The following is a 12451-nucleotide window of genomic DNA, read 5'->3' on the forward strand; positions in this document are numbered from 1 at the left end:
GGCCGCTTTGCTACAGCGATAGCCGTGGCGCGTTATCCGGCCAGTGTTCGCGGCAGCAGGCAATCCACGCCTGCGCGCTGCGCGACAGATAACTGCCTTCGCGCCAGATTAGCCCCAGACGCCACTGCAGCTCCGACTCCAGCGGCAGCCACAGCAAGGCCTGTTTATCCAGCCGCTGGCAGATCGGCTCCGGCAGGATCGCCAGCCCCATATCCGCCTGCACCATCGCGGCAAGAAAATCCCACTGCGCGCTACGCAGCGCGATATCCGGCATCACTCCCTGGCGCTGAAACGCTTTCATCAGCTGGCGGTTAAGCGAAAACTCTTCGTTGAGGATCAGCAGGGGATGCTGAGCCAGCTCGGCCAGCGTCAGGCTGGTGCGGTTGAGCCAGCGCGCGCTGCGCGGCAGCAGCACGCACAGCGGATGGCGCATCAGTTCAAGCGTGTTCAGCGGCAGCTCCGCATCAATCGGCAGGGCGGTCAGCGCAATATCCAGCCCGCCGCTCAGTACCGCCTGCTGCACCGTCAGGCCACCAAATTCGGAGATTTTCAGCTGTACGCCGGGATAGCGGCGGCGGAACGCGGAGATCGATCCGGCAATCTGCATGCCGACCATCGGCGGAATGCCGAGCCGCAGCTCACCGGTTTTCAGCTGGTTGATGTCACTGATTTGCGCCTCCAGCTGATGAAACTCCTGCAAAATCGCCAGGCCGCGCTGATATACCGCCTGGCCGCTGTCGGTGAGATGCAGCTTGCGTCCCTCGCGCAGCAGCAGCGTACAGCCCAGCTCTTCTTCCAGCTGGCGCAGCATTTTGCTGATGGTGGGTTGCGTGACGAACAGCTTCTCCGCCGCGCGGGTAAAGCTCTGCTGACGCACCACTTCGGTGAAGTAACGCAGGGCACGCACGTCCATAAACATTCCTTTTTGACATAGTTTGAATAATTTTAATTCATTTCTTTCACACTCTGGCGCGGATTTATACTGCAACCCTGAATTTTTAACGGGAAGAGAGAAATGGCGTTCGCGCTTCGTCCGCGCACCACGGATATCCTGCAACGCGTCACGGTGCCGCTGCAGCTGGTGCTGTATATCGCCCTGTTCGTTGCCAGTGGCCAACTGGTGAGTTGGCTGCATCTGCCGTTACCGGCCAACGTCGTGGGTATGGTGTTGCTGTTACTGTTGATCGTCAGCGGTATCGTGCCGCTGCGCTGGGTCAAAGCCGGGGCCAACTGGCTGCTGGCCGAAATGCTGCTGTTTTTTATTCCGGCGGTGGTCGCGGTGGTGAATTACAGCGACCTGCTGCGCAGTGAAGGCTGGCGCATCTGTGTGGTGATCGCCGTCAGTACGCTGATGGTGCTGGCGGCCACCTCGCTGGTGGTCGATCGCTTATACCGTTTCGAACTGGCGCGCGCGGCGCGTAAGCAGGGCGATCGTGACTGACTTTATCATTAGCCTGTTGTGTCTGGCGCTGACGCTGCTGGTTTACTACCTCAACAAACGCCTGTACCGGCGCAGACCCACACTGCTGCTGATGCCGTTGGTGTTAACGCCGCTGGTGCTGGTGGCGCTGTTGCTGCTGACGCACGTCAGCTGGCAGGATTACATCGCCGAAAGCCACTGGCTGCTGTGGCTGCTGGGGCCGGCGACGCTGGCTTTTGCGGTGCCGGTTTACGAAAACCTGCACATTATCCGTCGCCACTGGCTGTCGCTGAGCGTGGGCGTGATCACTGCCACGCTGGTGGCCGTGTGCAGTTCGGTGTGGCTGGCGCGGCTGCTGACGTTACCGGAGAGCATCCAGCGTAGTCTGGCGGTGCGCTCCATCACCACGCCTTTTGCGCTGGCAGCGGCCCAGCCGATTGGCGGCCAGCCCGATTTGGTCGCGCTGTTCGTGGTGATTACCGGAGTGTTTGGCATGGCGGTGGGCGACGTGCTGTTTTTACGCATCGCGATTAAGCAGGGCGTGGCGAAGGGCGCCGGCTTTGGCGCGGCCTCGCACGGAGCCGGCACGGCACGCGCCTATCAACTCGGCCAGCAGGAGGGCGTGGTCTCCAGCCTGGTAATGATGCTCTCCGGCGTGCTCACGGTGTTGCTGGCCCCGCTGCTGGGTCAGCTGTTGTGGCATGCCTGACGGGCAAAGCTGCACCCGCATCGTCCTGCGTGTTATCGGATGCGGTCAGTTTCTGCCCGCTGTAACCCATTTTTACGTAAAGCTTTCCAAATAAAGTTGTGTCACGTCGCCGCGCTGTTTACCCTTTGCGCCGAATTATGTGTCCTTCATGGAGTGGATTGTTATGTTTAAGCAACTTGTTACGGGAAGCGTTTTAGGTCTGGCACTGCTGAGCGGCGGCGCGCAGGCGATTGAGGGCAGTGTTGACGTGGGTGAGCACAGCACCAACCTGAACCTTGGCCTCGGCACCGCTTCACCGGGTCTGTTTCTGAAAGGCAACTGGCTGCGCAGCGATCACGACGGCAGCACTTACGGCCTTGGTATGGGTTATAACCTGGATGTGGGTGATTTCCGCGTGGCACCGACGGCGAAAGCGCTGTTCACCCATCCGGAAGATGGCCGTGATGGCTTCACCGTAGCACTGGGTGCCGGTGCGCAGTATAACTTCAACAGCATGTGGGGCCTGTACGGCGAATATTACTATGCGCCGGAAGCGTTCTCCGATCGTCTGGACAGCTATAAAGAAGCCTCAGGCGGCCTGAGCTTTACGCCGATTTCGCTGCTGAACCTGCGCGTTGGCTATCAGTACATTGAGCTGAACAACAAAGGCGACCGTAAAGATAACGTGCTGGTCGACGGCCCGTACGTTGGTGCGTCGCTGCGTTTCTGATGACGGGACCAGGTGCGCATGAATGCGCACCCTACGAAATTCCCCGTAGGGTCGCCATTCATGGCGACCTGGTCAATTACCGCACTACGTTCATGGCGACCTGGTCAATCACCGCACCCTCTCAATCTTAATGCGCTTTCCCCTGCGAAATCCCGACGCCCGTTTGTGAACGGATAAACTGTCCGCGGAATTTCGCCCGCTCCAGCGCCCCCTGCTGGGAATGATCGGTAATGGAAAACAGCCAGGTGCCGACAAACGCGACCAGCATCGAGAACAGCGCCGGATACTCATACGGATAGACTGGCGTTGCGTGTCCCAGTACCTGCACCCAAATGGTCGGGCCGAGAATCATCAGCACCACCGCCGTCAGCAGGCCCAGCCAGCCCCCCACCATGGCGCCGCGCGTGGTCAGTTTTGACCAGTACATCGACAGCAAAATAATCGGGAAGTTACAGCTGGCGGCAATCGAGAACGCCAGGCCGACCATGAAGGCAATGTTCTGTTTCTCAAACAGAATCCCCAGCGCAATCGCCACCACGCCCAGCACCAGCACGGTAATTTTCGACACCCGCAGCTCTTCTCGCTCGGTGGCCTGACCTTTACGGATCACGCTGGCATACAGGTCATGCGACACCGCCGAAGCACCGGCCAGCGTCAGTCCGGCCACTACTGCCAGAATGGTGGCGAAGGCCACCGCCGAGATAAAGCCGAGGAACAGGCTGCCGCCGACCGCATTGGAGAGATGCACTGCCGCCATGTTAGTGCCGCCAATCAGCGCGCCGCTGGCGTCTTTGAAGGCCGGATTAGCGCCGACCAGCAGAATCGCGCCGAAGCCGATAATAAAGGTCAGGAAGTAGAAGTAGCCCATAAAGCCGGTGGCCCAGAACACGCTTTTGCGTGCTTCCCGCGCATCGGCGACGGTGAAGAAACGCATCAGAATATGCGGCAGGCCGGCGGTGCCAAACATCAGGCCCAGACCGAGCGACAGCGCGGAGATCGGGTCTTTCACCAGACCGCCCGGCTGCATGATCGCGCTTCCTTTCGGGTGCACCGCCATCGCCTCGGTAAACAGCGTATTAAAGCTGAAACCGGTGGCTTTCATCACCATGATGGCCATAAAGCTGGCGCCAAACAGCAGCAGCACCGCTTTGATAATCTGCACCCAGGTGGTGGCCAGCATGCCGCCAAACAGCACGTACAGCACCATCAGAATGCCGACCAGCACCACGGCGATGTGGTAGTCGAGACCGAACAGCAGCTGGATCAGCTTACCGGCACCCACCATCTGCGCAATCAGATACAGCGCCACCACCACCAGCGAACCGCAGGCGGAAAGGGTGCGGATGGGCTTTTGCTGCAGGCGATAGGACGCCACATCGGCAAAGGTATAACGACCCAGGTTGCGCAGGCGTTCGGCAATCAGGAACAGAATCATGGGCCAGCCGACGAGGAAGCCGAGCGAGTAGATCAGCCCGTCGTAGCCGGAGGTGTAGACCAGCGCGGAGATACCGAGAAACGAGGCGGCCGACATAAAGTCACCGGCCATCGCCAGGCCATTCTGGAAACCGGTGATGTTGCCGCCGGCAGTGTAGTAATCGCTGCGCGAGCGGGTGCGTTTGGACGCCCAGTAAGTAATGCCGAGCGTGGCCGCCACGAAGACCACGAACATGATGATCGCTTCGTAGTTAGTGGCCTGTTTTTGCACCGCACCGGTAATGGCATCGGCGGCAAATACGCTGGCTGGTACGATAGCCAGCGAGGCGGAGAGCAGGCGCTTCATGATTTCACCTCGCTGACAATCTGTTTGGTCAGACGATCAAACTCGCCGTTGGCGCGCCAGACATAAACGCCGGTCAGCAGAAACGACACCACAATCAGGCCGACGCCGATGGGGATGCCGCGCGTCACATTGGTGCCGGCGTGCAAGGGCGTGCCGAGCCAGCCGGGCGCGAAGGCAATCAGCAGAATAAAGCCGACGTACAGTACCAGCATGATGAGGCTGAGCAGCAGCGCAAACGACTGACGTTTGTGCACCAGCTCCTGAAAACGCGGATTGCTTTCGATTTGTTGCCAGACGGCTTCCTGTTGGTTCAGGGCTTCGTTCATCACATTTTCTCCAGAGGCAAGGCAGACAGAAAACTCACGGCAACGTGATTTAACTGGCTGAATATTCTAGTTATAAAGGTTGTGCGATGGTGAAAAGCATACGGCGTAAGGATGGAAGAGCGGAGAGCTGCCTGCCGGGGACAGGCTGATACTCTCCGCCGGGTCAATGCCGGTTATGGCATGGTGATCGACTGTTTCTCCTCGAGCAATTTCTCCACCACGCCCGGATCGGCCAGCGTTGAAGTATCGCCAAAGTTGCTGGTATCGCCGGCGGCGATCTTGCGCAGAATGCGGCGCATGATTTTGCCGGAGCGGGTTTTTGGCAGCGAATCGGTCCAGTGCAACACGTCTGGCGTGGCAATCGGGCCGATCTCTTTACGCACCCAGTTGCGCACTTCGCTGTACAGCTCTGGCGACGGCTCTTCGCCGTGATTCAGCGTGATATAAGCATAGATCGCCTGGCCTTTAATGCTGTGCGGTATCCCCACCACCGCGGCTTCGGCAATTTTCGGATGCGAGACCAGCGCGGACTCGATCTCCGCCGTGCCAAGCCGGTGGCCGGAGACGTTCAGCACGTCATCGACGCGGCCGGTGATCCAGTAATAGCCATCGTCGTCACGGCGCGCGCCGTCACCGCTAAAGTAGCGATTTTTAAACGTCGAGAAGTAGGTTTGCTCGAAGCGATCGTGATCGCCAAACAGCGTGCGTGCCTGGCCGGGCCATGAGTCAACGATCACCAGGTTACCCTCGGTGGCGCCGTTCAGCGTATTACCTTCGTTATCCACCAGCGCCGGCTGGACGCCAAAGAACGGTTTGGTGGCCGAGCCGGCCTTCAGCTCGGTGGCACCGGGCAGCGGCGTAATCATGAAGCCGCCGGTTTCGGTCTGCCACCAGGTATCGACGATCGGGCAACGGCTGTCGCCAATCTTTTTGTAATACCACTCCCAGGCTTCCGGGTTGATGGGCTCGCCGACCGATCCCATGATGCGCAGGCTGCTGCGCTGGGTGCCGGCAATCGCTTTATCACCCTCGGCCATCAGCGCGCGGATAGCGGTCGGCGCGGTGTACAGCAGCGTGACCTTATGTTTATCCACCACTTCCGCCATGCGGCTGGGCTGGGGCCAGTTGGGCACGCCTTCGAACATCAGCGTGGTGGCCCCGCAGGCCAGCGGACCGTAGATCAGATAGCTGTGCCCGGTAATCCAGCCCACGTCGGCGGTGCACCAGTACACATCATCGTCATGATAATCAAAAACATATTTGAAGGTGGTGGCAGCATACACCAGGTAACCACCGGTGGTGTGCAGCACGCCTTTCGGCTTGCCGGTGGAGCCGGAGGTATAAAGGATAAACAGCGGATGTTCGGCCTCGACCGCTACCGGCTGATGCTGATCGCTGGCTTTCGCCATCAGTTCATGCCACCACAGATCCCGGCCTTCGCGCCAGCCGGTCTCTTTGCCGGTGCGCTGGAACACCACCACGTTTTTCACGCTGGTGACGTTTGGATTGTTCAGCGCATCATCCACGTTTTTCTTCAGCGGAATGCTGCGTCCGGCACGCACGCCTTCGTCAGCGGTAATCACCAGTTTTGCACTGGAATCCACTACGCGTCCGGCCACCGCTTCAGGTGAGAAGCCGCCAAAAATGACCGAGTGCACGGCGCCGATGCGCGCGCAGGCCAGCATGGCGACCGCGGCTTCCGGCACCATCGGCATGTAGATCGCCACCACATCGCCTTTCTTCACGCCAAGGCCGGTCAGCACGTTGGCAAAGCGGCAGACGTCGGCGTGCAGTTCACGGAAGGTCAGGGTTTTGCTTTCGCTGGCGTCATCGCCTTCCCAGATAATCGCCGGGTGATCGCCGCGCGTAGCCAGGTGGCGATCGAGACAGTTGGCGGCAAGGTTCAGCGCGCCATCTTCATACCAGCGAATCGAAATATTGCCGGGGGCAAACGAGGTATTTTTCACTTTGCTGTAGGGCGTCATCCAGTCGAGGATTTTGCCCTGTTCGCCCCAAAAGGCCTCAGGATCGTCAACCGACTGTTGATACAGCGCCGCGTACTGATCGGCATTTATCAGGGCATTCGCTGCAATGGCAGCGGGTACGGGATGCTTGTGTATTTGGCTCATGGCTGACCTCCTTGAAGATGTTAATCATATGTCAATCAAAGGTTAATTGAAGAGTGAGGCCGGGCTTTGTTTCTGTTTTGCAGTCTGGATCACGACCTTGTGTAAGGCTGAAAAGTCACCCAATTCAATCTGTTTACCGGCGCAGGAAATGAGGCAAAACCACTGGCTGGATCAATAAAATTATGAACCAGCCGGTTAAATAAGCAGCAAACAGACCGGCACGTTTTTTCAGCAATCCTGAATAGCTATGCGGAAAATTATCGAATTAACACTTTTCATAACAGCGAGTTATGACAGGCGCATGTCAGCAGCATTTTATGCTGCCTGGCTGCGCAGGATTTAAGCTATCGCCCCAGGGGTTGCATTTACCGTAGTGAAAATGGTACTTATCTCGGCCCTGTTCAGCAGGTATCAACTCAGGCTGCATCATCGCGCGGGCGCATAATGCCGGCGCAGCGGTAACCGATGCAGTCCATTATAACCCTCTATTTTATCGGGCTTTTGCTCACTTCCCTGTGTGTAATGTCTTCTGCACCTTCGCAGCAGAGCAAAGGGGTTTTAACTGAGGAAATAACGCGTTATGAAAGGTTTTAAACTCACCCTCGCGTGGCAGATTCTGATTGCCCTGATTCTCGGCGTTATCGTCGGAACCGTGCTGCATAATCAGCCAGACGATCGTGAATGGTTAATCACTAACATTCTTACTCCTGCCGGCGACATCTTTATTCATCTGATCAAGATGATTGTGGTGCCGATTGTTATTTCCTCACTGATTGTCGGCATCGCCGGCGTGGGTGATGCGAAAAAGCTCGGGCGGATTGGTGTGAAAACCATCATCTATTTTGAAGTGATTACCACCATTGCCATTGTGGTCGGCATCACGCTGGCCAACGTATTCCAACCCGGCAGCGGCATTGATATGTCAACGCTGGCAACGGTGGACATCTCTAAATACGAAGCCACAACGGAAGCGGTGCAGGGTGCGCCACATGGCCTGGTGACCACCATTCTGTCGCTGATCCCGCAGAATATTTTTGCCTCGCTGGTCAAAGGCGACATGCTGCCGATTATCTTCTTCTCGGTACTGTTTGGCATGGGACTGTCGGCGCTGCCGTCGGAGCATCGCGATCCGCTGGTGACCGTATTCCGTTCCATTTCCGAAACCATGTTTAAAGTGACGCACATGATCATGCGCTATGCGCCGGTCGGGGTGTTTGCACTGATTGCCGTCACCATTGCTAACTTCGGTTTTGCCTCGCTCTACCCGCTGGCCAAGCTGGTGCTGCTGGTGTACGTGGCGATCCTGTTCTTTGCGTTCGTGGTGCTGGGTGCGGTGGCGCGCTTCTGCAAGCTGCGTATTACCACCCTGATGCGCATTCTGAAAGATGAGCTGATTCTGGCGTATTCCACCTCCAGCTCAGAGACCGTGCTGCCGCGCATCATGCAGAAGATGGAAGCCTACGGCGCGCCGAAGGCGATCACCAGCTTCGTGGTGCCAACCGGCTATTCGTTCAATCTGGATGGTTCAACGCTGTATCAGAGCATTGCGGCGATCTTTATCGCCCAGCTGTACGGCATTGACCTGTCGCTGACCGATGAAATCATTCTGGTGCTGACCCTGATGGTGACGTCGAAAGGTATCGCGGGTGTGCCGGGCGTCTCGTTTGTGGTGCTGCTGGCCACGCTGGGCAGCGTCGGTATTCCGCTGGAAGGTCTGGCGTTTATCGCCGGTGTCGACCGTATCATGGACATGGCGCGCACCGCGCTCAACGTCATCGGTAACGCGCTGGCGGTGCTGGTTATCGCCCGCTGGGAAAACCAGTTTGATACCAAACAGGCCGCCGCCTACGAGCTGCAGCTGCGCACGCAAAGCGCCAGCTAAGCGACACGCTCTCTGACTGAACCCGCCTTCTGGCGGGTTTTTTTATATTTTGCAGACAAGTCCTGTCGTGGTGAGCTACTGAAGAAAGTTTAAATTTATACCCACCATAACCACTCGCATCCGCCGTAGATAATCAAGAAGGCAATTTACATAAGGACTCACCATGAGATTCCCCGTTTATTTGCACAAAACAGAAAACGGCAGCTGGTCAGGTTTCGTACCCGACGTGCAGGGATGTTTTTTTGCGGGCAACACCGTTGACGAGGCGTTGAGCGATGCATTTGATGCAATCGATGCGCATGTGGAATCGTTAGCGGACGCAGGCAAGGCCATTCCAAAAGCAGCCAGCGTTGAAACCCATATTAATGATGAAGAGTGCCAGGGAGGTTACTGGGCTTTCGTTGAGATTGATCTCAGTCGTTACGAAGGTAAAGCGGTGAAGCTGAACATCACCCTGCCGCAAAACTTACTGACCAAAATCGATAGCCACGTAGAAGCACACCGCGAATACGGCTCCCGTAGCGGCTTTCTCGCCGCGCTGGCACGCAGAGAACTGGCAAACATCTAGTGCTTCTTCTTAATCCAACCCGCCTTCTGGCGGGTTTTTTTATGCCCGCTGCCGCAAAAGGCAAAAAAATTGACCTGAGCAGGAGGAATTAACAATTCTATATGATATATAGTTTCAAGAATAAATTATTCCTTAAGGGAGCGAACATGAACATCGATCTGAGCCAGATGATCACCGAGGGCCGCAACCCGGCGAGCCAGAACATTGACGAGCTGAACACGGAAGCGATGCTGCGCGTCATTAACGATGAAGACAAAAAAGTGGCGCTGGCAGTGGAAGCTATCGTGCCGCAGATTGCTGAGGTGGTGGATGCCATCACGGCGGCATTCAGCCAGGGCGGACGTCTGATTTACTGCGGTGCCGGGACCTCCGGCCGTCTCGGTATTCTCGATGCCAGCGAATGCCCGCCCACGTTCGGCACGCCGCGCAGTCAGGTGGTCGGGCTGATCGCCGGCGGCCACACCGCCATTCTGCAGGCGGTGGAAAACGCCGAGGACAACCGCGAGCAGGGCGCGCAGGATTTAAAAGATATCGACTTTTCGGCGCGCGATGTGCTGGTCGGCATTGCTGCCAGCGGCCGCACACCTTATGTGCTCGGTGCGCTGGCCTGGGCGAAGCAGCAGGGCGCCTTCACCGCCGCGCTGACCTGTAATCCCAACAGCGCCATGTCGCAGGCGGCGGACGTCGCCCTGACGCCGGTGGTAGGCCCGGAAGTGGTCACCGGCTCGTCACGCATGAAAGCCGGCACCGCGCAGAAGCTGGTGCTCAATATGCTGACCACCGGCGCCATGATCCGCAGCGGCAAAGTGTACGGCAACCTGATGGTCGATGTAGAAGCCACCAATCAGAAACTGGTGCAGCGGCAAATCAACATCGTTAAGCAGGCCACCGAATGTGACGATGCCCGCGCACAGCAGGCGCTGGCAGCGTGCGGCGGCCACTGTAAAACCGCCATTGTGATGATACTGGCGGACCTGAACGCCGATGACGCGCAGGCGCTGCTGGCGCAGAACCACGGCTTTATCCGCCAGGCATTACACCACGCAGGAGCGCAATGATGGCGGCGATCACTGAAAGCTTATTGCGCGATATCCTGCAGGCGGTCGGCGGCGCAGGCAATGTCGTGCACTGCGGTAACTGCATGACGCGTCTGCGTCTGACGCTGGCCGATGCCGCGCGGGTCGACAGCGCCCGGCTGAAAACGCTGCCCGGCGTGCTGGGCGTGATTGACAGCGATGCCCAGCTGCAGATTGTGCTCGGCCCTGGCAAAGCGCAAACCGCAGCGGAAAAAATGCAGGCGATGCTGAACAGCGCCACGCCAGAGGCGCCGGGCGATCTGCACAGCATTGCCAGCGCGCAGAAGCAGCAGATGAAAGCGAAGCAAAACAGCGCGCTGCACCGTTTTCTCTCCTGCTTTGCCACCATTTTTACCCCGCTGATCCCGGGCTTTATCGGTGCCGGATTGCTGCTGGGGTTTGCCACGCTGATTGAGCAGGTGTGCCATCTTAATCAGCCCGGGGAACACGCCCGCTGGCTGCTGGACACCGTGGCTTATATGAAGGTGTTCGGTAAAGGGTTGTTCACTTTCCTCAGCATCTTAATCGGCTATAACGCGCAGAAAGCGTTCGGCGGCACTGGCGTGAACGGCGCGATCATCGCCTCACTGTTTGTGCTGGGGTATGTGCCAAACGCGACCGTCGGCTATTACAGCGGCATGCAGGATTTCTTCGGCCTGACCATCGATCCGCGCGGCAATATTATTGGCGTGCTGCTGGCGGCGATATTTGGTGCCTGGCTGGAGAAACAGCTGCGCAAAATTATCCCGGATAATCTCGATATGATCCTCACCTCGCTGCTGACGCTGTTAATTACCGGCGCGGTGACGTTCCTGGTGATCATGCCGATTGGCGGCGAGCTGTTTAAAGGCATGTCGTGGCTGTTTATCCACCTGAACAATAACCCGTTCGGCTGTGCCATTCTGGCTGGCTTATTCCTGATTGCGGTGATGTTCGGCATTCATCAGGGCTTTATTCCGGTCTATTTTGCGCTGATGGAAACCCAGGGCTTCAATTCGCTGTTCCCGATACTCGCCATGGCCGGAGCCGGTCAGGTCGGCGCTTCGCTGGCGCTGTGGTGCAAAGCCGACAAGCACTCGCTGCTGCGCAGCCAGATTAAAGGCGCTATCGTGCCAGGTCTGCTGGGCGTCGGTGAGCCGCTCATCTATGGCGTAACGCTGCCGCGTCTTAAACCGTTTATCACCGCCTGCTTCGGCGGTGCGCTGGGCGGCTTCTTTATCGGGCTGGTGGCGTGGCTCGGCCTGCCGGTGGGCATGAACACGGTGTTTGGCCCGTCAGGACTGGTGACGCTGCCGCTGATGACCTCTTCGCAGGGCATCTTTGCCGGTATGGCGGTCTATCTGGTGGGGCTGATCGTGGCGTGGATCGGCGGCTTCGTCTTTACCTGGTGGGGCGGCACCAAAAACGTCGATTTAAGCTAGAAAAGCCCGCACCAGCAGACCGTCAAGAGGTCCGATGTCATTAAATGGATGATTTTGCTGCAATTGTGGGCAGGCTCACAATTGCAGCATTTCGTTAGCGCTGCTTATTATTGAGCGTGTGAATTATCACCTGTCCAGACTTTACTGGAGTGGCTGAGAATAAATGACGTAATATTAATGCGTTATCACTATAAGCCTTATTTAAACCAGGGTTATAGCCTTTCATTTCCTGCGAAATTCTTATTTCATTTCGATAAATATCTCCGGGCTCGCTTTTGATCTGTGCAGCCATAAAGTCTATATAAGCAACAGCTTTCTCCTGATTTTCACGCATCAGCGGCACCCTCTGTGCCCATAATTAACCACTTGATTCGTTTTGTGAAAATAGAGTTCGCCCATCTGCCCCTTTGTTCTTTTTTTCGCTGTGCTTT

General features: G+C 57.4%; 12 protein-coding genes. 7 read left to right on the forward strand and 5 right to left on the reverse strand.

The window, feature by feature from the left end:
* Positions 1 to 10 precede the first annotated feature (10 nt).
* Positions 11 to 913: a LysR family transcriptional regulator gene (locus C1Y43_RS08220; RefSeq protein ID WP_021507827.1), complete on the reverse strand. Its 903-nt coding sequence runs from the start codon at positions 911 to 913 to the stop codon at positions 11 to 13.
* A gap of 102 nt (positions 914 to 1015) precedes the next feature.
* Here C1Y43_RS08220 and C1Y43_RS08225 point away from each other — a divergent pair, with 102 nt between their 5' ends.
* The 3 genes from C1Y43_RS08225 (at position 1016) to C1Y43_RS08235 (ending at position 2838) form a co-directional block, all read left to right on the forward strand.
* Entirely contained in the window at positions 1016 to 1441 is a 426-nt protein-coding gene (locus C1Y43_RS08225) for a CidA/LrgA family protein (protein WP_104187852.1), read from the forward strand.
* Complete coding sequence (locus tag C1Y43_RS08230; RefSeq protein WP_021507825.1) at positions 1434 to 2129, forward strand: LrgB family protein; 696 nt, start codon at positions 1434 to 1436, stop codon at positions 2127 to 2129. Before C1Y43_RS08225 ends, C1Y43_RS08230 begins: the two co-directional genes overlap by 8 nt.
* A 163-nt stretch (positions 2130 to 2292) precedes the next feature.
* Positions 2293 to 2838, forward strand: a complete 546-nt coding sequence (locus C1Y43_RS08235) for a YfaZ family outer membrane protein (protein WP_031279754.1) — start codon at positions 2293 to 2295, stop codon at positions 2836 to 2838.
* A 127-nt stretch (positions 2839 to 2965) separates the two neighbouring features.
* On the opposite strand, the gene C1Y43_RS08240 is transcribed toward C1Y43_RS08235, so the two are convergent.
* The 3 genes from C1Y43_RS08240 to acs all read right to left on the reverse strand — a co-directional run bounded on the left by C1Y43_RS08240 (position 2966) and on the right by acs (position 7073).
* Positions 2966 to 4618: a cation acetate symporter gene (locus tag C1Y43_RS08240; protein WP_021507822.1), complete on the reverse strand. Its 1653-nt coding sequence runs from the start codon at positions 4616 to 4618 to the stop codon at positions 2966 to 2968.
* Entirely contained in the window at positions 4615 to 4944 is a 330-nt protein-coding gene (locus C1Y43_RS08245; RefSeq protein WP_021313201.1) for a DUF485 domain-containing protein, read from the reverse strand. Before C1Y43_RS08245 ends, C1Y43_RS08240 begins: the two co-directional genes overlap by 4 nt.
* 173 nt (positions 4945 to 5117) lie before the next feature.
* Positions 5118 to 7073, reverse strand: coding sequence for an acetate--CoA ligase (acs, locus tag C1Y43_RS08250; RefSeq protein ID WP_104187854.1), 1956 nt, complete (start codon positions 7071 to 7073; stop codon positions 5118 to 5120).
* Between the two features lie 580 nt (positions 7074 to 7653).
* Between acs and gltP the strand changes: the two genes are divergently transcribed.
* The 4 genes from gltP to murP all read left to right on the forward strand — a co-directional run bounded on the left by gltP (position 7654) and on the right by murP (position 12020).
* Positions 7654 to 8955 (forward strand): glutamate/aspartate:proton symporter GltP, encoded by a 1302-nt coding sequence (gene gltP / locus C1Y43_RS08255; RefSeq protein ID WP_058757544.1) that lies wholly within the window; start codon positions 7654 to 7656, stop codon positions 8953 to 8955.
* A 163-nt stretch (positions 8956 to 9118) separates the two neighbouring features.
* Positions 9119 to 9523: a type II toxin-antitoxin system HicB family antitoxin gene (locus C1Y43_RS08260; protein ID WP_166718422.1), complete on the forward strand. Its 405-nt coding sequence runs from the start codon at positions 9119 to 9121 to the stop codon at positions 9521 to 9523.
* Between the two features lie 146 nt (positions 9524 to 9669).
* Positions 9670 to 10581 carry an N-acetylmuramic acid 6-phosphate etherase gene (gene murQ / locus C1Y43_RS08265; RefSeq protein WP_058780882.1) on the forward strand — a complete coding sequence of 304 codons (912 nt, stop codon included), beginning with the start codon at positions 9670 to 9672 and terminating at the stop codon, positions 10579 to 10581.
* The gene (gene murP, locus C1Y43_RS08270; protein ID WP_104187858.1) at positions 10581 to 12020 is read left to right on the forward strand and encodes a PTS N-acetylmuramic acid transporter subunit IIBC; all 1440 of its coding nucleotides are present in this window, start codon (positions 10581 to 10583) and stop codon (positions 12018 to 12020) included. Before murQ ends, murP begins: the two co-directional genes overlap by 1 nt.
* Positions 12021 to 12114: 94 nt before the next feature.
* Here the strand turns inward: murP and C1Y43_RS23600 are convergent, their stop codons facing one another.
* Positions 12115 to 12354, reverse strand: a complete 240-nt coding sequence (locus tag C1Y43_RS23600; protein WP_146068649.1) for a hypothetical protein — start codon at positions 12352 to 12354, stop codon at positions 12115 to 12117.
* Between the last annotated feature and the right edge of the window lie 97 nt (positions 12355 to 12451).

Origin of the sequence: Pantoea sp. ICBG 828, assembly GCF_002928355.1 — a bacterium.
Lineage (GTDB): Bacteria > Pseudomonadota > Gammaproteobacteria > Enterobacterales > Enterobacteriaceae > Pantoea > Pantoea dispersa.